Origin of the sequence: Roseibium sp. SCP14 (assembly GCF_040329475.1) — a bacterium.
In the GTDB taxonomy this organism is placed as follows: domain Bacteria; phylum Pseudomonadota; class Alphaproteobacteria; order Rhizobiales; family Stappiaceae; genus Roseibium.
The window spans coordinates 66,692-85,700 of the sequence record NZ_JBDZYH010000005.1; the positions used below are offsets into that span (position 1 = coordinate 66,692).

19 protein-coding genes and 1 tRNA gene are annotated in these 19,009 nt (G+C 56.3%); 6 read left to right on the forward strand and 14 right to left on the reverse strand.

Translation table 11 applies throughout. The annotated features are described in order from the left end of the window. Positions 1 to 32: 32 nt before the first annotated feature. Positions 33 to 1,856, forward strand: a complete 1,824-nt coding sequence (gene mdoH, locus ABLQ08_RS20450) for a glucans biosynthesis glucosyltransferase MdoH (RefSeq protein WP_352945710.1) — start codon at positions 33 to 35, stop codon at positions 1,854 to 1,856. Between the two features lie 54 nt (positions 1,857 to 1,910). On the opposite strand, the gene ptsN is transcribed toward mdoH, so the two are convergent. From ptsN to ABLQ08_RS20510, 12 genes are all read right to left on the reverse strand, one after another. Continuing rightward, positions 1,911 to 2,378, reverse strand: coding sequence for a PTS IIA-like nitrogen regulatory protein PtsN (ptsN, locus tag ABLQ08_RS20455; protein ID WP_352945712.1), 468 nt, complete (start codon positions 2,376 to 2,378; stop codon positions 1,911 to 1,913). A 61-nt stretch (positions 2,379 to 2,439) separates the two neighbouring features. Next, a complete protein-coding gene (gene hpf / locus ABLQ08_RS20460; RefSeq protein WP_352945714.1) occupies positions 2,440 to 3,027 on the reverse strand; it encodes a ribosome hibernation-promoting factor, HPF/YfiA family in 588 nt (195 codons plus the stop codon). A gap of 291 nt (positions 3,028 to 3,318) precedes the next feature. After that, on the reverse strand, positions 3,319 to 4,878 hold the full coding sequence (rpoN, locus tag ABLQ08_RS20465) for an RNA polymerase factor sigma-54 (protein ID WP_352945716.1): 1,560 nt from the start codon (positions 4,876 to 4,878) through the stop codon (positions 3,319 to 3,321). A gap of 89 nt (positions 4,879 to 4,967) precedes the next feature. Beyond that, the gene (gene lptB / locus ABLQ08_RS20470; protein WP_352945718.1) at positions 4,968 to 5,780 is read right to left on the reverse strand and encodes an LPS export ABC transporter ATP-binding protein; all 813 of its coding nucleotides are present in this window, start codon (positions 5,778 to 5,780) and stop codon (positions 4,968 to 4,970) included. Between the two features lie 67 nt (positions 5,781 to 5,847). Next, a complete protein-coding gene (locus ABLQ08_RS20475) occupies positions 5,848 to 6,417 on the reverse strand; it encodes an LptA/OstA family protein (protein WP_352945720.1) in 570 nt (189 codons plus the stop codon). Positions 6,418 to 6,419: 2 nt separating this feature from the next. Beyond that, positions 6,420 to 6,986, reverse strand: coding sequence for an LPS export ABC transporter periplasmic protein LptC (gene lptC / locus ABLQ08_RS20480; protein ID WP_352945722.1), 567 nt, complete (start codon positions 6,984 to 6,986; stop codon positions 6,420 to 6,422). 140 nt (positions 6,987 to 7,126) lie between these two features. After that, positions 7,127 to 7,747 carry a ribonuclease D gene (locus ABLQ08_RS20485; RefSeq protein ID WP_352945723.1) on the reverse strand — a complete coding sequence of 207 codons (621 nt, stop codon included), beginning with the start codon at positions 7,745 to 7,747 and terminating at the stop codon, positions 7,127 to 7,129. A gap of 162 nt (positions 7,748 to 7,909) precedes the next feature. After that, complete coding sequence (locus ABLQ08_RS20490; RefSeq protein WP_352945725.1) at positions 7,910 to 8,368, reverse strand: c-type cytochrome; 459 nt, start codon at positions 8,366 to 8,368, stop codon at positions 7,910 to 7,912. Between the two features lie 14 nt (positions 8,369 to 8,382). Further along, positions 8,383 to 8,811 (reverse strand): c-type cytochrome, encoded by a 429-nt coding sequence (locus ABLQ08_RS20495; RefSeq protein ID WP_352945727.1) that lies wholly within the window; start codon positions 8,809 to 8,811, stop codon positions 8,383 to 8,385. Further along, positions 8,808 to 9,233 carry a Cu(I)-responsive transcriptional regulator gene (cueR, locus tag ABLQ08_RS20500; protein WP_352945729.1) on the reverse strand — a complete coding sequence of 142 codons (426 nt, stop codon included), beginning with the start codon at positions 9,231 to 9,233 and terminating at the stop codon, positions 8,808 to 8,810. Before cueR ends, ABLQ08_RS20495 begins: the two co-directional genes overlap by 4 nt. 9 nt (positions 9,234 to 9,242) lie before the next feature. Further along, entirely contained in the window at positions 9,243 to 11,552 is a 2,310-nt protein-coding gene (locus tag ABLQ08_RS20505; RefSeq protein WP_352945731.1) for a heavy metal translocating P-type ATPase, read from the reverse strand. 270 nt (positions 11,553 to 11,822) lie between these two features. Beyond that, a tRNA-Leu gene (locus ABLQ08_RS20510) sits at positions 11,823 to 11,909 on the reverse strand. A 179-nt stretch (positions 11,910 to 12,088) separates the two neighbouring features. Between ABLQ08_RS20510 and ABLQ08_RS20515 the strand changes: the two genes are divergently transcribed. Continuing rightward, positions 12,089 to 13,063, forward strand: coding sequence for a complex I NDUFA9 subunit family protein (locus ABLQ08_RS20515; RefSeq protein WP_352945733.1), 975 nt, complete (start codon positions 12,089 to 12,091; stop codon positions 13,061 to 13,063). Between the two features lie 175 nt (positions 13,064 to 13,238). Beyond that, on the forward strand, positions 13,239 to 14,501 hold the full coding sequence (locus ABLQ08_RS20520; protein ID WP_352945735.1) for an MFS transporter: 1,263 nt from the start codon (positions 13,239 to 13,241) through the stop codon (positions 14,499 to 14,501). Between the two features lie 26 nt (positions 14,502 to 14,527). On the opposite strand, the gene ABLQ08_RS20525 is transcribed toward ABLQ08_RS20520, so the two are convergent. Next, entirely contained in the window at positions 14,528 to 14,761 is a 234-nt protein-coding gene (locus tag ABLQ08_RS20525; RefSeq protein WP_352945736.1) for a DUF1127 domain-containing protein, read from the reverse strand. Between the two features lie 147 nt (positions 14,762 to 14,908). Here ABLQ08_RS20525 and ABLQ08_RS20530 point away from each other — a divergent pair, with 147 nt between their 5' ends. Further along, positions 14,909 to 15,937, forward strand: coding sequence for a helix-turn-helix transcriptional regulator (locus ABLQ08_RS20530; RefSeq protein WP_352945738.1), 1,029 nt, complete (start codon positions 14,909 to 14,911; stop codon positions 15,935 to 15,937). A 7-nt stretch (positions 15,938 to 15,944) separates the two neighbouring features. On the opposite strand, the gene ABLQ08_RS20535 is transcribed toward ABLQ08_RS20530, so the two are convergent. Next, positions 15,945 to 16,751, reverse strand: coding sequence for an undecaprenyl-diphosphate phosphatase (locus ABLQ08_RS20535; RefSeq protein ID WP_352945740.1), 807 nt, complete (start codon positions 16,749 to 16,751; stop codon positions 15,945 to 15,947). A 220-nt stretch (positions 16,752 to 16,971) separates the two neighbouring features. Here ABLQ08_RS20535 and ABLQ08_RS20540 point away from each other — a divergent pair, with 220 nt between their 5' ends. Both ABLQ08_RS20540 and queG read left to right on the forward strand, forming a co-directional pair. Continuing rightward, positions 16,972 to 17,664 (forward strand): glutathione S-transferase family protein, encoded by a 693-nt coding sequence (locus tag ABLQ08_RS20540; RefSeq protein ID WP_352945742.1) that lies wholly within the window; start codon positions 16,972 to 16,974, stop codon positions 17,662 to 17,664. A 67-nt stretch (positions 17,665 to 17,731) separates the two neighbouring features. Continuing rightward, entirely contained in the window at positions 17,732 to 18,874 is a 1,143-nt protein-coding gene (gene queG, locus ABLQ08_RS20545; protein ID WP_352945744.1) for a tRNA epoxyqueuosine(34) reductase QueG, read from the forward strand. The last annotated feature ends 135 nt before the right edge of the window (positions 18,875 to 19,009 follow it).

Sequence of the window (19,009 nt, forward strand, 5' to 3'; positions counted from 1 at the left end):
CGTTACGATTGCCCTGATTGGAAGTCACAATAATGTTTCAGGTCTTTGACATGTCCATTTCAGAGAAAACAGACACCAAAATGACGGTCAGACGCTTCATCTTTCTCAGCCTCCTTGTCGTGAGCTTTCTGTCATTAACCGCCTTGATGACCGTTACCTTGACGCCAGGCGGGCTCACACCACTCGATCTGTTCATTCTGTTCTGTTTCATGGTCACCCTGCCATGGACCATCATCGGCTTCTGGAACGCCGTTATCGGCCTCCTGGTCATGCGAGTGTCAAAAAATCCGGTGGAGGCCGTCTGTCCGATCGACGCCGGGGATCCGGACAGTCCACTAAAAAGCTCAACGGCCCTGCTTTCCTGCATCCGGGACGAGGACACGGAAAGCCTGGAAGTCAATCTCAGCGCGATGGTTTCTCACCTGATACGCGCTGGCCAGGCGGATCATTTCACGCTCTACGTTCTGAGTGATACGTCAATGGACGACATTGCCCTTCAGGAACAACAGATGAGCGCGCGTTTGTCCGAGCGGTTCCAGGGCCAGATGGACGTCATCTATCGACGGCGTTCCCTGAACACCGGTTTCAAGGCGGGGAACATCGAGGATTTTTGCGACCGCTGGGGGGATGAACACGACTTTGCACTGGTTCTGGATGCGGACAGCTACATGTCCGCTGAAGCAATGGTCGACCTTGTCCGACGCATGGAAGCCAATCCCAAAGTGGGTATCCTGCAAAGCCTCGTTGTCGGATTGCCGACCGACAGCGCATTTGCGCGCATCTTCCAGTTCGGAATGCGCCTCGGTATGCGCTCCTACACGATCGGCAGTGCCTGGTGGCAAGGTGATTGCGGCCCTTACTGGGGACACAATGCGCTTCTGCGGCTGAAACCGTTTAAGGAGCATTGCCGCTTGCCCGTGCTGCCGGGCAAAGGACCGCTGGCAGGAACAATCCTCTCACACGACCAGGTTGAAGCTGTCCTGATGCGCCGGGCCGGATATGAGGTTCGCGTGCTGCCGCTTGAAACAGGCAGCTACGAAGTCAACCCGCCACACATCCTGGAATTCATCAGGCGCGATTTGCGCTGGTGTCAGGGGAACCTGCAGTATCGTCGTTTGCTGAGCATGCCGGGGCTTAAGCCGGTCAGCCGGGCACAACTCTTTTTGGCCATCCTGATGTTCCTAGGCTCTCCGGCCTGGATCGGCTTTATGACGGCCGCGGCGGTTCTTGGCATGACCACGGACTATGCACCCTATCGCACCGATACCGGTCTGGCCCTGTTCGCCACGATCCTGACGATGGTGTTTGCACCCAAGCTGGCCACCGTTGCGGATGTGCTGGCGCGAGCTGACCTCAGGAAGGCGTTTGGCGGGCCCATCAGGGTGGTTACGAGCGTTTTTACCGAAATTCTCTATTCGGCAATGCTGGCACCAATCATGGCCGTAGCGCACACATTGTTCATGGGTGGCCTCATTGCCGGCAAGACAATCGGATGGGGAGCGCAGGCACGAGGAGTTCAACGTCTGCCCGTGGCGCTTGCCGCGCGCAAACTGTGGCCGCAGACACTGTTCGGTCTTTCCGGCCTGACATGGCTGTACACGCAGCCGATTGATCTCGTGTGGCCAGTCATTCCGGTGGCTATCGGTCCGCTGCTGGCGACAGTGATCGCGGTGACGACCTCGACAAGATCCCTTGGCAAACTCGCAATCCGGTCAACGTTGTGGCGCATTCCCGAAGAATCCGCACCACCGGAAGAACTGGCGGACCTGCAATTGCCCGCCCTCACGCAAGGCCCGTTGCCCGTACCCGGCAAACACGGACTGGTGCAGGGCGACGCCAAACCGGCAGAAGCATAAAACAAAAAAAGACCGGCTCCCGCCGGTCTTTTTTTGGGGAGAGTTTTGGCCCGATTAAGCCGCGTTGGAAGATGTCAGAGACTGGGTCAAAAGACCGTACATTTCCTCAACATCGGAAGAGCCGCGCAAACCTTGCGTTACATTGGCATCCCTGAGTTGACGGGCAATTCGAGCCAACGCCTTCAAATGATCGGCTCCCGCACCTTCAGGTGCCAACAGCAAGAACACCAGATCGACAGGCTCATCATCCAGCGAATCAAAGTCGACCGGCTTTTCCAACTTGGCAAACAGGCCGACAAGGCGGTCGAGACGCGTCAGTTTGCCGTGCGGGATCGCGATGCCGTGACCGACACCTGTTGATCCCAAACGCTCGCGCTGAAGCAGCGTGTCAAAGATTTCGCGCTCTGAAAGACCGGTGAGACTCGCCGCCTTCGCAGCAAGCTCCTGAATAGCCTGCTTTTTACTCTTTACTTTCAGTCCGGCAATTACCGCATCTTTAGCTAGAAGATCACCAAGATCCATAAGTTCGCCTACAAGTTTCAGAAGCCGGCTTCTTAAGGGAAGCCGACTTCTTCCGCATTAATTATTGGGCAGCTTCACTCGCTACCAGTGCCGGGTCTATCCACCCTATATTGCCATCAGCACGGCGATAAACAACGTTTACACCGCCATTTGCCGCATTTTTGAACATGACAACGGGGGCTTCCGTCAGATCCAGCTCCATAACAGCCATACCGACAGTCATGGTTTTTACCTTCGCGGAGGTCTCGGCAATGACAAGCGGATTGAAGTCCGCCGGCACTTCCTCATCATCCTCCGGTGAGGCAAGCACATAGGAAGCTGCCTCGAATGTCTCGCGACCATTACCATTGTGGCTATGGTGGTCCTTAAGCTTACGCTTGTAGCGCCGCAACCGCTTTTCGATCTTATCCGCGGCCTGGTCGAAACTGTTGCGCGGGTCCTGATCCTGTGCGGACACCTGAAGCACAATGCCGGTATTCAGATGCACGCTACATTCGGACTTGAAACCCGTGCCCTCCCTACTGAGAGTTACGTGGCCAGTGAATCCGCCTGTGAAATACTTCGACAAAGCATCTTCGATTCGGTCTGTGATGTGCTCGCGCATTGCATCGCCGACATCAACATTCTTACCCGAAATCCGCAAAGCCATGGGGACCTCTTCTTTTTCTATTGACCGATAGGTCACCGGCGGGCAGCCGGTGTCGAAACGCGAAACGTTTCAGGCCCACAGAATGGACCAGTAAGCGCCGAAGCGCCATCCCCTGATTACGCCATGAGGGCGGTGCTATAATTGCGGTAACGCAAAGAGTCAATTCTTTATGAAAAAACCTTGCAACCAACGTTGAATAACCGCGTAAAGCCACTGTATTGTTTCAGTGGAAATCCCTGATTTATTTAAAAATTTTTATTCTAACGCGCTACCTTGCGTCACGGCAGTTTTCTAAAGACGGACTTTTTTCTCTCTTCTGCGCTGTACCGAAGATCCGATTTTCATGGCCTCGCGATATTTCGCGACGGTTCGGCGAGCGATGTCTATCCCGTCGTCCTTGAGTATTTTGACAATCGTATCGTCTGAAAGGATGGCCTTCGGATCCTCAGCGTCGATCATCTGCTTGATCCTGTGCCGAACGGCTTCGGCCGAGTGGGCATCGCCACCAACCGTGGCCGAGATTGCTGAAGAGAAGAAGTACTTCAGTTCATAAATGCCGCGCGGCGTTGCCATGAACTTGTTGGACGTGACCCGGCTCACGGTAGATTCATGCATGCTGATCGCCTCGGCAATCGTCTTCAGGTTCAGCGGTCGCAGATGTTCAATGCCATAGGTCAGGAAGCCGTCCTGTTGCCGGACAATCTCCGTGGAGACCTTCAGGATCGTTCGTGCCCGCTGATCCAGGCTTTTCGCCAACCAGTTGGCCGTCTGCAGGGAATCTGTGAGATATTCCTTCTCAACCTCGTTCCTCGCCGTCTTAATCACCTTGGCAAAGTAGGTTTGGTTGACGAGAACCTTCGGCAAGTTGTCGGAGTTCAGTTCAATGGCCCAGGTGCCGTCATTTGCCGGGCGCACAAAAACGTCCGGGACCACCGGTTGAACCAGCGACGTTCCGAACACGCTGCCCGGCTTGGGGTCCAGTGCCCGGATTTCCGAAATCATCTCAATGAGGTCTTCATCGTCCACACCGCAAATTTTCTTCAACGCGGCGAGTTCGCGCTTTGCCAGCATTTCGATATTGTCGATCAATGCTTCCATGGCCGGATCGAAGCGGTTTTTGTCGATTAGCTGTAGCTTCAGGCATTCAGCCAGATCTCGTGCAAACACTCCTGCCGGTTCGAAGGACTGCAAAACAGCCAGTACACGCTCCACTCGCTCGACATCCACACCGAGCTGATCGGCAGTATCTGTCAGATCAAGATAGAGATAGCCGTTCTCATCTAGAGAATTGATCAGGTGTCCACCAATCAACTTGTCTACCTCGTCGCTCAGAGCAAGATGCATCTGCTCTTCAAGAGTGGTCGCAAGCGAGGCTTCCTCGGCAACGAACGCTTCCAGGTTGTAGTCTTCCGAAGCACCGTTCGAAGCGTTGTTCTTGTAACTGTCCCCCGTCTTCAGAACCGCCGGCTCAGGCGAGGCCGGCACACCTGGCTCATCGGGAAACACATTGCCAAGATCGGTGTCCATGCGCGAAGCAATAGCTTCAGAACCGGTTTCCAGATCGCTTTGCATCCAGTCGTTGGCACCCGGCTCTTCGCCTTGCGGATCCAATGCCTCGTTGCCGTCTGAATTTTGCCCGGCGCCAGTCCCCGGCTCAGCTTCGCTTGAATCAGTCGTGCCGGCCGCATCCCCTTCTCCCTTTTCCAGAAGAGGATTGCGCTCAAGTTCCGCTTCCACGTAGGCAACCAGATCGAGGTTGGACATTTGCAACAGCTTGATCGCCTGCATGAGCTGCGGCGTCATGATCAGCGACTGACTTTGCCGCATCTCCAGCTTGGTTGAAATGGCCATGGATTTTCTGTGCGCCTATTAGGTCGTTCTGGTCTGCTTTTTGCTTCTTTGTTAGCGACCGAGTTTATAACCTAGCGCACCGCCTGTCATCAAAGCGTAAATTGTTCACCCAGATAAAGCCGCCGCACGTCGGGATTGGTGACAATCTCTTGCGGCAGGCCTTCCGTCAGAACTTCACCGGCTGCAATGATATAGGCGCGATCGATCAGGCCTAGCGTTTCACGCACGTTGTGATCCGTTATCAGAACTCCAATGCCACGCTGCGTCAGATGCCTCACGAGTTGCTGAATGTCACCGACTGCAATCGGGTCGATACCGGCAAATGGTTCATCGAGAAGCATGAAGGATGGACGGCTCGCTAGAGCGCGCGCGATTTCAACACGCCGCCGCTCCCCCCCCGACAAGGCGATGCTGGGAGACTTGCGCAGATGGGTTAGACCAAATTCGGCAAGCAGCGAATCAAGTTCTTCACGCCGTTTTTGCCGATTTGGTTCGATCACCTCCAGGACTGCCCGAATATTCTCTTCAACGGTCAGTCCCCGGAAGATTGAAGCTTCCTGCGGCAAGTAGCCGATTCCGAGCCGGGCACGGCGGTACATGGGCATGCGGGTGATGTCGAAACCTTCGAGAGAAATCTGCCCCTGATCCGGCCTGATCAGACCTGTGATCATGTAGAAGGTCGTGGTCTTACCTGCACCATTTGGACCGAGCAGACCGACGGCCTCCCCCGGCTTCACGGTCAGGCTGACATACTTCACGACCTGGCGGCGACCATATGTCTTGCCGATGCCCTCGACGACCAATGCCTGCGAGAGGTCTCCCCGGTCATGTTCATGACCGGGTGTGCTTCCCTGCAACCCGCTAAAATCTGTAGGGTTAGTCTTCACCGATGCGCCGTCCATCCGATCCTTGCCGAAGCTCCAAATAGGGTCTGTGACAGGTTCTGTCGAGTCAGCTTGCCCAACAAACTCAATTGCCCTGAACACTGTTTGGCTGAATCCGAACCTTGACCCGGCCGCTACCACCGCCTTGTCCGGAGACTTTTCCGGAGCCTGCCGTCAGGTTTGCCTGACCTGTTTTCAGATTGACGGTAAGCTTGTTGCCGACAACCACGTTCGGCCCCTGGGAGAGTACGACTTCCTTGCCGGTCATCACCATGATTTCGCGGTTCATGTCAAAACTCGCCGCATCCCCTTTGGCGGTTTGGTCCTTGGAGGTGATATAGACCCCTCCTTCGGCCTCGAGGCGTGAAATCCGCTGCTGAACGGCACTTTCCGAGGCCTCGGCACCTGATCCGGCGTAAAACACCTTGAGCCGTTGGGTTTCCAGGCTGGTTTCGCCCTGCGTAACCACAACGTCGCCAACGAAGGTCGCGGTGCTGTTGTTGTCTTCCACACGCAATTCGCCTGCTTCGATCTCGATTGGTTCGCCGTCATTGGAGCCAAAGCCGGCAAAAGCGTCCGAAAATGTCTGAGCCTGCGCAGCACCGGCAATGAGCGCCGCCGCAGATGCAATCACGATGCGTTTCAATAAGGTCATCTTTACCGTCCTTCCGAGGCCGGATTGAGGGTCATCTTGATCCCGTCGGAAAATCGGACGAGACCTTTGTTCTGATCATAAGAGAGTTTGCCGGCGACAACGTGCCCCTGGTCAGAGCGGATCGAGACCGGTTCCGTCGTCGACATGGCGCCGTTGTTCAGGTCTATTTCCACTTCCGACAGGTCCACCTTGTAACCCTCGCTCCATTCAAGTTGAATACCGTCATAGAGGCGCAAGGTTTCCGCGGCATTATTGTACGTGCCTTTCAAGGCGATAATATCGGCGTTCTCATCCTTGCTGAGAACGATGTCTGCCCGAATGATCTCCAGATCGATAATCCGCGGATCGCTCAATCTCTGAATCGCCCGGCGCGCCGTCACCTTGTAGGAACGGTCATCGTCGTGACCTGAGAGTTCGGGATGATCCATCACCAGACCTTCGCTGGTCAGCATCATGTTTGCAGCGCCGAACCCGCTCAAGAAATTGAAAAGGACGACCAGACCAACCATTCCGCCCAGGATCAGAAGTCCGATTGCAGGAAACAGCCACCGCAATATCCGCACGAGCACGCTGTGCCTTCGCGCAGAACGTTGCACACGACTTAGCTGCCGCCTGGGAGCCTTTCCTCCCGGAAAATCGCTGGTGACGCTCAACGCGACCTCCGAAACCAATGGCACCCGCTCATATGGCCGGGATGCCCTTTCAAATCCTACGAATGAGCGAAAATGTCCGTTTCGTCCCATCCCTTCAAGTCGAGTTCTGCACGTACCGGCAAGAACTCGAAGCAAGCTTTGGCAATATGGCTGCGCTCTTCCCGCTGAAGCATGAATTCAAGCTTTTCCTTCAAGGCGTGCAGATGCAGCACGTCCGAAGCTGCATAAGCCAGCTGAGCATCTGACAACGTTTCCGCTGCCCAGTCCGAACTCTGCTGCTGCTTGGACAATTCCACTCCCAGGAGTTCGCGCGTAATATCCTTCAATCCATGTCGATCCGTATATGTGCGCACCAGCTTCGAAGCTATTTTGGTGCACCAGACCGGTGAAACCTCGATGTTCAGATAGTGCCGCAACACGGCAACATCAAATCGGGCAAAATGAAATATTTTCGGTTTTGACGGATCGGTAAACAGGGCTGCGAGGTTTGGGGCCTGTGTCTGGCCGCGAGCTATCTGGACTACATCCGCGCTTCCGTCCCCCGGCGACAACTGCACGACACACAACCTGTCCCGGTGCGGATTGAGGCCGAGGGTTTCAGAATCCACAGCCACCGCGCTTGCCGTTTCATAGGCTTTCAGGTCGGGGAGATCCCCCTTGTGATAGCGAATGGTCATGTTTTTGGTCTCCTGTTGCCGCGTCGGCGAAGCACATATTCTTCAATTCGGCCACGACCTTATAACCGAATATCATGACCAAGTTGACCGTCAGGTAAAACATGCGGCCTGCTGTGGCAAGCAGATTGCTGTGTGCGGCAAACAGGAGAATGGTTTAAGCGGCTATTTCTTGATCCGGAACGCCTCGTGACACGACTTGCAGGTTGCCGCAACCTTGCCAAACGCGCCTGCAACGGCCTTCTTGTCCGCGCCCTGTCCGGCAAGTGTCTTAAGATCAAGCGCGGAGGCTTGCAGCAGACCGGCCATTTCGGAAAATTTCGTCCAGTCGGACCAGATAGCCGGACTGGCTTCGGTCGGTGCCTGCAAACTTCCTTCGGGAAACAATTTCGTCAGTGCTGCGCCGCCGTGATCGGCAATTGCTCCGCTCGCGGTCTCTATCGTCGCCGGATCGTAGGCCGATTTCCCTTTCAGCATTTCACCGATCGATTTCACGTTCTTGCCGATTGCGGACATCGCGTCCATGCGTTCCTTGACGATACCTGTCGCTCCGCCATGCGCCCAGGCTGCGCCCGCCATCAAGGCTGCCGCAATCAGAACTCCTCCTGCGTATCTGCGTTTCACGTCCTCAACCCTCCTCAATAAATTCCATTTGCGCGTTGGAGCGCCCGTACGTACTTGACGATTTTGCCGATGTCCTGCCCGTTCACGCCCGAAACAGGCGGCATGTCGCCAAATGTCCAGTGGTGTGCCCGCACACCCCGGTTGGCTGCCAGAAGAAAGGCACCGTCGCCGTGGTGGGAAGGTTTGTAGATATTGTGAACCAGTGGAGGCCCGAGCCCTTGCCTGCCTTCGGCGTTACCGCCATGGCAGGCTGCGCAACTTTCCTGAAACGCAATCTGGCCCTCCAGCGCTTCACCTGTAAGGTCCGGGACGGTAACGATCACGATAGGCCCTGCCTCTACCGGTGGCAGACCAGCCCGTGAGTTCTGATCTTTCCAAAACATTCCGCCGGCAACAAGCACAGCAACTGTTACCGCGAGAGCCGCAATCAGCCTGATGTTCAATGCTGATCGCTCCCGGATTTCCTGGTGTTGCCCGAGAAAGCTCCCGCAAGGTCGTCAATGATCGGGCAATCCGGCCTGTCGTCGCCATGACAGGCTTCCATCAAGGTTGTCAGAACGCGCTTCAGCGAATTGAGTTCGTCGATCTTCCGGTCGATTTCCTGAATTTTCGTCCGGGTGATAGCTTTGACATCGGCGCTTGCCCTGTTCCTGTCCTCGTAAAGGGAAAGCAATTCCCGGCATTGTTCAATCGAGAATCCCAGACTGCGCGCACGCTGAAGGAACTTCAACCGCTCGACATCCGTTTCGGAAAAATCGCGATAGCCATTTCCTGTCCGCCCTGGATCAACCAGTCCGATTTCCTCGTAATACCGGATCGTCTTGACCGGGAGCTGACTGAGTTCAGATGCTGTTCCAATGTTCATGGGTCGCCCTCACAGTTTCAGAGCCCGCAAACGCAGGGCGTTGCTGATCACGGATACGGACGACAGGCTCATCGCCGCGGCTGCAAGCATGGGCGATAGCAGAATTCCGAACACCGGATAGAGAATACCTGCCGCGATCGGCACGCCGACCGTGTTGTAGATGAAGGCGAAGAACAGGTTCTGCCTGATATTGCGCACAGTCTCACGAGCAAGCGTGCGTGCTCGCAAAATGCCTTCAAGGTCACCTTTCAGAAGAGTCATTGCCGCACTCTCCACGGCAACATCCGCTCCGGTTCCCATGGCAAGGCCGACATCGGCCGCTGCCAGAGCAGGTGCATCATTGACGCCATCACCCGCCATGGCGACTGTATGCCCTGCGGATTTCAGATCTTCGATGAGCCTCTGCTTTCCTTCAGGAAGCACACCTGCGCGAACTTCATCGATCCCGAGGGATTTAGCGACCGCTTCAGCCGTTCTCGGCGCATCACCTGTGGCCATAACGATCCGGATACCGTCATCATGAAGGGCGTTGATCGCGGCCCTGGCGTTTGCCTTGACCGGATCCGCCACAGCAATCAGGCCCAGCAAACGGGCATTATCACCGGACACCCTGACCAGATGCATGACTGTCTTGCCAAGCTCTGCCAGCTCCTCGGCCCTGCCTTCCAATGCTGAAATGTCTGCGCCCGCATCCTTCGCAAAGGCGGCGTTTCCGAGAAAAACCTGCTCACCATTGATAGAAGCCCTGACACCCTTGCCGGTAACCGCCTCAAATGCTTCCGCTTCCGGCAGTTCCAGGGCCCGGTTTTCGGAGGCAGCGAGGATTGCTTCCGCCAAGGGGTGTTCAGACCCCTTTTCGAGCGCCGCTGCCAGCTTCAGGACCTCCTCCTCGGTGCTGCCTGATGCGGGCAGGATGTCGCTCAATGCCGGTCGGCCCTCTGTAAGCGTTCCGGTCTTGTCGACGACAATCGTGTCCACGGAGGCCAGTCGTTCTAGTCCTTCCGCTGTCTTGACCAGAACACCAGCCTGCGCGCCCCGGCCCGTTGCCGTCATGATCGACATCGGAGTTGCAAGTCCGAGTGCGCAAGGACAGGCGATGATCAGAACCGAAACGGCTGCAATGACCGCATGAACCAGAGACGGCGTCGGGCCGAAAATCAACCAGACGACAAAGGCGAGAATTGCAACGGCAACGACAGTCGGCACGAAATATCCGGCAACACGGTCGGCCAGACCCTGAATCGGTGCGCGGGAGCGCTGTGCCGATGCAACCATGTCCACGATTTTGGAGAGCATCGTGTCTTCGCCGACCAGCTGCGCTTCCATAACGAATGTGCCGGTCTTGTTCAGCGTACCACCGGTTACCGAATCACCTGCCGCCTTTTCCACCGGAACGGGTTCTCCCGTCACCAGGCTTTCGTCAATCGACGATCCACCTTCCAGAACCATACCGTCCACAGGCACGGCCTCGCCCGGTCGGACCCTCAACTTGTCTCCTGCAAGGATGTTTTCCAGTGGCGCATCATACTCCTCCCCTTCGGGAGTGATGCGGCGGGCGGTCTTGGGAGCAAGGTCCAGAAGTGCTCGAATTGCATCTCCGGTCCGCTCCCGGGCATTCAGTTCAAGCACCTGCCCGACGAACACCAGTGCGACAATGACAACCGACGCCTCGAAGTAGACCGGCATGTGACCGGTTGGTCCTTTGAGGGTATCAGGAAACAGAAATGGCAGAAAAGCGGCGATCATCGAATAGAGATACGCCGCTCCCACCCCGATCATGATCAGGGTCCACATGTTGAAATGACGCGTCACCAGGGAGGTCCAGCCGCGCTGGAAGAAAGGCAACGCCGCCCAAAGTACGACCGGAGTTGCCAGAAACGCTTCCAGATAGATCGCAACACCTTCACCGATCCAGTCGCGGATCGGCACACCCACCATCTGCCCCATTGTCAGGATCAGAAGCGGGATTGCGGCAATTGCACTCACCCAGAGCCGGCGCGTGAAATCGATCAGCTCGTGATTGGGTTCATCGGAAACACCACTCATGGGCTCCAGCGCCATGCCACAGATCGGACAGGTCCCGGGTCCTTCTTGCACGATCTCGGGATCCATGGGACAGGTAAAAAGCACGCCGCCCGCGGATTTTTCCGCTTCCAGCGCCTTCTTTTTCTGGTTGTTGCCAGACAGGTAGAAGTAAGGGTCGGCCTCGAACTTGTCGTGGCACTTCGGATTGCAGAAATGGTAGTCTTCACCCTTGTATCTCAGGGTCGGCTTGCCCTTGCCCAAGGTCACCGACATTCCGCAAACTGGGTCGGTCACCTTTTCAGGCTCCGTGGACTGTGCGGGCTGAATGGCTGTTTCCTGCATTTTCTCTGACGCTCTGCTCTGAAGACTATATGGGGACGCGGTCCCCAAAACACGATCTTGAACATCAGTTAGGGCTTCCAGTCGCTGGAAGGTCAAGCCGGAGAATTGCGTAGACAGGAGATCTTTGATCGGCCTTGTGAGTTTCGCCTGATTCCGAAACGCAAAAAACCGGCCAGAAAGGCCGGTTTCTTTGTGTCCCAGAGCCTGAAGCTCTGAGGGAATTGGTGCCCAGGAGAGGACTCGAACCTCCACGCCCATAAGGGCACTAGCACCTGAAGCTAGCGCGTCTACCAGTTCCGCCACCTGGGCTGTGAGGGGGGCTTGTAAGGGCCGTACCCTGCCTTGTCAATCACTGAAACGGACTTTTTTTATTCATTCACAGCAAGCACTTCACACACAGGGCACAAAGGTCTAAGAAACGGGGTAATTGACCTGGCGGATTTGCTTGGCCGGGTACCTTTTTTGGACGCGACAAAAGGCATTTCACGATGTCCACATCTCTTAACGGCAAACTCGTTACCGTTTTCGGCGGATCCGGTTTTCTTGGCCGTCATATCGTTCAGGCGCTTGCAAAACGCGGCTACCGCGTTCGCGCGGCTGTCCGCCGGCCGGATCTGGCGACGCATCTGCAACCGCTCGGCGCTCCGGGCCAGATCATGCCGGTGCAGGCAAACCTGCGTTACCGATGGTCCATTGACCGTGCAGTAATCGGTTCGGATGCCGTTGTGAATGCCGTCGGCATCCTTGCGCCGACCGGGAAACAGTCCTTCGATGCGGTCCAGGCATTCGGACCGCGCGCCATTGCCGAAGCAGCGCGTTCTGCCGGTATTTCCGGCATCACTCATATTTCGGCTATCGGAGCGAATGCCGACAGCACCTCCGCCTATGCGAGGACCAAGGCTGCGGGCGAAGCAGGTGTCCTGGAAACGCTTCCCGACAGCGTCATCCTGCGCCCATCCATCGTTTTTGGCCCTGAAGACAATTTCTTCAACCAGTTTGCCGGAATGGCGCGCATCTCGCCGTCCCTGCCACTGATTGGCGGCGGTGAAACGAAGTTCCAGCCGGTTTATGTCTGCGATGTTGCCGAAGCAGTCGCCCGCGCTGTGGATGGCGATCTGAATGCCGGCGCGACATACGAACTCGGCGGGCCGGAAGTCAAAAGCTTCCGCGAATGCCTGGAAGACACGCTCGAGATCACCAGGCGCTCAAGGTTCCTGATGCCGATACCTTTCCGCATTGCCTCGATCATGGGCAGGATCATGCAGAATTTCCCGGGAGCTCCCCTGACCGCGGATCAGGTGGAACTGCTCAAGTCGGACAACGTCGTTTCGCAAGCGGCGAAATCGGAAGGCCGTACCCTGGAAGGCATAGGCATTGCTCCGGCAACGCTGGCGACCATCCTGCCAACCTATCTGGAACGCTTCCGTCTGCACGGCCAGTACGACGCCCATCGGCCGGCCTGAGGCAAGCCGCATTCGAACGTGAAGAACGGGCCGGATCGGCCCGTTTTTTTTGTGCCGGATTGCTCTTACTGGGCAACCAACGCGGCTTTGGGCAGCTAACCGCCTGTGAAATTTACAGCTTTCCATTGCCGGTTGCCCCAGCTTCGCCTACCCTCTTTACGCAAGGGAGGGGCTGATGCCATTTCTTGCAAAAGTCACAATGCTTTTTGTCGTGTTCGTCGACCTTTTGGGTCAGGGGCTGGTATTTCCGATCATCAACAGTCTGATCATGGAACCCAGTACGTCGATGTTGCCCAGGGACACGACGGACGCAGTACGCCATTTCAACTACGGCCTGATCATCGGCGTGTTTTTTCTATGCTGGTTTTTCGGCGCACCCTATATCTCCAAACTGTCCGACGTTATCGGCCGGAAAAACGCAATCCTGATCTGCCTTTTTGGCGCTCTGGGCGGGTATGCGTTGACGATTGCCGCGCTCTACATGAACAGCTTCCTTCTGCTGATCCTGGGCCGCGCCATTACCGGACTGACAGCAGGCAATCAGCCCATCGCGCAGGCGGCCATGGTCGACGGCAGCGTTGATGACGAAGATCGCAACCGGAACATGGGATACATCATCACCGGGGTCAGCTTCGGCCTGGTCGGCGGTCCGATCATCGGCGGGTTCCTCTCCGATCCAATCCTTCTGGGCAGCATCGCGAGTATCAAGCTGCCCTTCTACGCAAGCTTCGTGCTGGTGGCATTTGCGATTTTCATGGTGCTCACCTTCTTTAAGGACCAGCACGACCAGGTCGCCGAGCGTCAACCCTTCGTTTTTCGCCCGGCAGAGATTTTCGAATCTCTCTGGTTGATCAAGAACTATCCGATCGTGGTCAGGATAACGGTGGTGTTCTTCTTCTTCCACATCGCCAATCTTTCCTTTTATATTTTTGTCGACAATTACCTGACCAGCCGGTTCGGATACGGGACGCTTGGCGGCAGCATGGTGATGCTGACGATCGGTGCCGCACTGGCATTTTCCAGTACTTTCCTGGTTGTTCCGGCACAAAAGCGCTTCAGCAAGGAAGCGATCCTGGGCATCACCTTCGTCGTCTGGGCCATCTCCGGTGCAGCCTTTGTTGCCTCGCCGGTCGCGATCCTGACTTTCATTCCCGTATTCTGCTTCTATTTCGTTTTCGGCATTGCCTACCCGACGTTCCTCGGCCTCTATTCCGCGGCCGTGAATGATGAGGAACAGGGTTGGATCATGGGGGTCACGATTGCCGTCTTCACCCTGATTGCCGGGATTATTTCACTCATTGGCGGTGAGTTGATCGGCCTGAACCTGGATATTCCGTTCTATGTCGTGATCGTGGCGGCACTGATAGCGCTCCTCGTAATGTTCCTGGCGTGGAACAAGCCGGAGTTGAAGGCGCTAACGCGCAAATCCGGCGGCTGACCCGAGCTGGATCAGCCGTCTAGATTTCACAATCTCCTGGCTCTGTTGAATTCGTAATCATCGAGCTTCCGATATCCAAACTCGGTGCGCTCCAGTCCGATGTCCCGCAACTCATTGCAGGTCAGGCCAGATAATGCGCGATTGGTTGCCCGGCGATGCATGTAGTCGCGTACAAATCGGGCAACAACAGCAAGGGCTGACCATAAAATGCCGCGGCTGCGCGCACGACTGCGAAATACGGTATCAATCTCAAGGCTCATCTCACTTCTCCTGGAAACATATGTCCTCACTCTCCTGGGGACGAAGAGACAATGACGGATCAATCCTGACAGCTGCGAGTCAGGTTTGATCTCGTTATGTTCTCGCGGTATGATTTTTTTCGAACCAACGCCTCAAGAGCCATTTCCATGAACCCGATTGAACGCGCACTCGGCATTTTGTTGCTGCTGACAGGAGGAAAACTTGTTCCGGCAACCGTGCTTGCCGAAAGGTTTCAGGTCTCACTGCGGACGATCTACCGCGATATCGACCGTTTGATCGCACTTGGCGTGCCTGTCGATGCCGAACGTGGCGCGGTAGGCGGCTACAGGCTTGCAAAGGGGTATCTGCAGCCACCCGTCGCTCTGACGCGGGACGAGACAGCGGCCCTCCTGGCAGCCATGGCCCTTGTCCGCAGCAGCCGGACAGTCCCGCTGGCAGACGATCTCACCTCGGCAGAGAAAAAGCTGCTCGCAACGCTGCCAAAGAACCTGCATGGGCTTTTGAAGGAAGCCGACCGGATCGTCGGCATCGAGCCGATTCCACCGGATATTTTTCATTCCGGAACAAAGGCCGAGCCCACACAGGACTGGCAAACCGCTCTGGACGGGTTCATGTCCGGAATTCTGGACGGCAAGCGGGTTCGGTTCGATCACGTCAATCCGTCCCGCAAAACCGTGAAATCGCATGATGTGGAACCGCATGGCGTCATGTTTGACCGGGACCTTTGGTATCTCGCAGGCCGTTGCGTCGACACGGACCTGGTCAAGGTTTACCGGGCAGACAGAGTTCGAAACCTGGAAATCAGCGGGCTGTTTTTCCGACCTGCCAAGGATTTTTCGATCCAGAACCTTCTGGGCGGAGCCTGGCTGTCCCAGGCCATGCGCCGCTGGGAACAGGAAGAACAAATCGCCGAGATCCTGATTACCTCCCGGCAGGCCAAGAAGCTCAGCGCCGACTGGTACTATCGTCACGCGATCTTCACGCCGGCAAGGGATGGCAGGATCCTGATCAGCATTCCAAGCACCGAGCGAGCCCGTATCCTGCCTCTGGTGCGCTGGCTGGGTCCCGGAGCCGAGCTTCTAACGCCTGACACACTGCGCCGCGAATTGGCCGAAGAGCTGGCGGAGCTTTCCGGTCTTTACGGCGATGCCGCATCGTTTGAAAAGTCAGCCTGAAACGCGCCTAGCCCAGAAAATAGAGCCCGGCGAAGCCGGCCAGGCCGACAAAGATCCGCCACCAGGCAAACGGTGCAAAACCGTGCCGTGAAACAAAATCCAGAAGCCCCCTGACGACGAAAACGCCGGCGATGAAAGAAGCAACAAAGCCGACAGTAATGATCATCGCATCATCCATCGAAAGCACGTTGCGGTTCTTGTAGAGGTCGTAAGTGAATGCACCGGCCATGGTCGGCATCGCAAGAAAGAACGAAAACTCTGCGGCGGACCGTTTGTCTGTCCCCATCAAGAGGGAACCGGCGATGGTCGCGCCGGATCTCGACACACCCGGAACCATGGCAAGACACTGGCAAAAGCCGATCTTGAGGCACAGAGACAGAGGATAATCCATCACGTTCGTATAGCGCGGTTTGAGCGGCATGCGATCAATCCATAGAAGGATGACACCGCCGACCAGCAAAGTTGTGCAGATCAATGATGGAGTTTCGAACAGAACTTCCTTGATGAAGCTGTGCAGCAGAACGCCAATGACCGCGGCAGGCAAAAACGCGATCAGAATTCCAAGAACGAACCGGCGGCTTGACGCATCGCTCGGCAGCATGATCGCAAGTTGCCAAAGTCTGCCGAAATACACAGAAAGAATCGCCAGAATCGCACCAAGCTGAATCAGGACTTCAAATGTCTTGCCCGTGCTTTCAAATCCAAGGAAATGCCCCAGCAGCAGGATATGCCCGGTCGAGGAAACGGGGATGAACTCCGTCAACCCTTCAACAATTCCCAAAATGAGAGCGTTTACAATCGTTTGACCGTCCATTGCGTATGTTGTCTCCAACAGGCTTGATGATTTTTCCCGGGCCGAGCATGAATTCCGGCGTGGGAAAGGACCGGAGCGGTCGCCTATTTGCAGGAACCGTCCCGTCTCGTCAAACCCTTGATAACCATATGTGGGGCAAACTATCCGTTAACGCGATTTATTAATCCCGGCCTGGGTCGATGACCTAAGTCTTGCCACAGTTCAGGCTCTAAACCGTTTCATGCTCACGCTATACCATCACCCGTTTTCGCCTTCGTCCCGGTTTGTCAGGCTCATATTGAGCGAGTACGGCGCTGCATTTGAAGAACATCACGTCAATCCGTGGGAACGGCCGCGGGAGCTGTTGATGCTGAATGCGGCCGGAACAGTGCCGGTGATGGTGGAAAATGAAGGTCCCGCCATCTGCGGGCCGAGCCCGGTCATGGAATATCTGGACGAAACCAGGGGATATGCCGTCGCTGACCGCCGCCTGATGCCGGACCATCCCGAAGCTCGTGCCGAAACCCGGCGCCTGGTGGAGTGGAGCCTGAACAAGTTCGATCAGGAAGTGGTCGGACACCTTGTCCGCGAACGACTTTACAAGCAGATCATGCCAAAATCGGCCGGTGGCGGTGAACCCGACTCCGCTGCCTTGCGGGTCGCGCGGGCGAACATTCATCATCACCTCAAGTATTTCGGCTATCTGGTCGCGTCACGACGCTGGATCGCCGGGGAACGACTTTCCTTTGCCGACTTTGCACTGGCCGCCGCACTCTCCTGCGCCGACTATCTGGGAGAAGTTCCCTGGAGCGAGCAGGAGGACATAAAAAGCTGGTATGCACGGGTCAAATCACGACCGAGCATGCGTCCTCTCCTGGGCGAGAAAGTGCTCGGCATGCCTCCGGCGCCATCTTATGCGGATCTGGATTTCTAGCTTTCAGCCTCATAAACTGAATGCATGAGCGGCCCAGCGGCCGCCGCAACACGCGCTGCACACGAAATTGGACAAAAAGACACAAAAGCTCCTGGCCGCCTTTCGGGAAAAGGCAGAGAAGCTCGGTTTTGACGGTGTAAACATCGCCCCGGCGGACGGCATTCCCCAGGCAGGGGGGCGCCTGCAGACATACCTGGACAGGGGTTATCACGGCTCGATGGGCTGGATGGCCGAAACGGCGGAACGCCGCAGCTCTCCGGCCGGACTGTGGCCGGAAGTCAGATCTGTCATCATGCTGGCCATGAACTACGGGCCTGATGCAGCTCCGGAAAACCATCCCCTCGCTCATCTGAAGGACAGAAGCACGGGCGGAATTTCCGTTTACGCGCGGCACCGGGACTATCATGACGTCATGAAGGGCCGCCTCAAGGAATTGGCGAGTTTCCTGATTTCGCGTGCCGGCGGTGACGTGAAGGTCTTTGTCGATACTGCCCCGGTAATGGAGAAACCTCTTGGCCAGGCGGCCGGTCTCGGCTGGCAGGGCAAGCATACGAACCTTGTTTCCCGTGACCTTGGTTCCTGGTTCTTCCTGGGTTCCATTTTCACGACGCTCGAACTGCCGCCGACCGGGGCTGAACGAGACCATTGCGGCTCTTGCCGGGCCTGCCTGGACAGTTGCCCGACGGCCGCCTTTCCCGCGCCCTACCAGTTGGATGCAAGACGGTGCATTTCCTATCTCACGATCGAGCATCCAGGCCCGGTTCCGGCGGAATTCAGACAGGCAATCGGCAATCGGATTTATGGATGTGATGATTGTCTGGCGGCCTGCCCCTGGAACAAGTTTGCAGAGGCTGCCAGGGAGGCGAAGTTGATTGCCCGGGACGATCTCAAGAACCCGAAGCTTGGCGACTTGCTGGACCTTGACGACCCCGCGTTCCGGAAGCTCTTTTCAGGTTCTCCGGTAAAACGCATCGGCCGAAACCGGTTCTTGCGCAACGTGCTGATCGCGGCCGGAAACTCCGGCCGACCCGATCTGCTGGAAAAGATTGCCCCACTTCTGACCGACCCGGATACAACTGTGAGGAGCAGTGCCGTTTGGGCATTCTGTCAGCTTGCGTCAGCAGAAGACGTCAGAAGCCGCAAAACGGAAATCCTGCCCCTTGAAATGGACGAAAACGTGCGAAAGGAATGGCTCGCACATCCATCGTGAATATTGCCATGTGATTCGACCTTGTCATAAGAATGGTCCATAGTCATGGAATGGCCAAAGATGCGTCACTATATCCGGTCTGACCTGTTCTTAAGTGGTCATTTCCGATCATCCGATTTGGAGCCAAGACATTGA

Bases quoted from the DNA above. Each gene is read 5' to 3' on its own strand.
- ABLQ08_RS20475 (WP_352945720.1), bottom strand. From the start codon at position 6,417: ATGACCTTATTGAAACGCATCGTGATTGCATCTGCGGCGGCGCTCATT.
- ABLQ08_RS20525 (WP_352945736.1), bottom strand. From the start codon at position 14,761: ATGAGCCTTGAGATTGATACCGTATTTCGCAGTCGTGCGCGCAGCCGC.
- ABLQ08_RS20530 (WP_352945738.1), top strand. From the start codon at position 14,909: ATGAACCCGATTGAACGCGCACTCGGCATTTTGTTGCTGCTGACAGGA.
- ABLQ08_RS20535 (WP_352945740.1), bottom strand. From the start codon at position 16,751: ATGGACGGTCAAACGATTGTAAACGCTCTCATTTTGGGAATTGTTGAA.
- mdoH (WP_352945710.1), top strand. From the start codon at position 33: ATGTTTCAGGTCTTTGACATGTCCATTTCAGAGAAAACAGACACCAAA.
- lptB (WP_352945718.1), bottom strand. From the start codon at position 5,780: ATGGACGGCGCATCGGTGAAGACTAACCCTACAGATTTTAGCGGGTTG.
- ABLQ08_RS20540 (WP_352945742.1), top strand. From the start codon at position 16,972: ATGCTCACGCTATACCATCACCCGTTTTCGCCTTCGTCCCGGTTTGTC.
- cueR (WP_352945729.1), bottom strand. From the start codon at position 9,233: ATGAACATTGGAACAGCATCTGAACTCAGTCAGCTCCCGGTCAAGACG.
- rpoN (WP_352945716.1), bottom strand. From the start codon at position 4,878: ATGGCCATTTCAACCAAGCTGGAGATGCGGCAAAGTCAGTCGCTGATC.
- hpf (WP_352945714.1), bottom strand. From the start codon at position 3,027: ATGGCTTTGCGGATTTCGGGTAAGAATGTTGATGTCGGCGATGCAATG.
- ABLQ08_RS20520 (WP_352945735.1), top strand. From the start codon at position 13,239: ATGCCATTTCTTGCAAAAGTCACAATGCTTTTTGTCGTGTTCGTCGAC.
- ABLQ08_RS20515 (WP_352945733.1), top strand. From the start codon at position 12,089: ATGTCCACATCTCTTAACGGCAAACTCGTTACCGTTTTCGGCGGATCC.
- ptsN (WP_352945712.1), bottom strand. From the start codon at position 2,378: ATGGATCTTGGTGATCTTCTAGCTAAAGATGCGGTAATTGCCGGACTG.
- ABLQ08_RS20485 (WP_352945723.1), bottom strand. From the start codon at position 7,747: ATGACCATTCGCTATCACAAGGGGGATCTCCCCGACCTGAAAGCCTAT.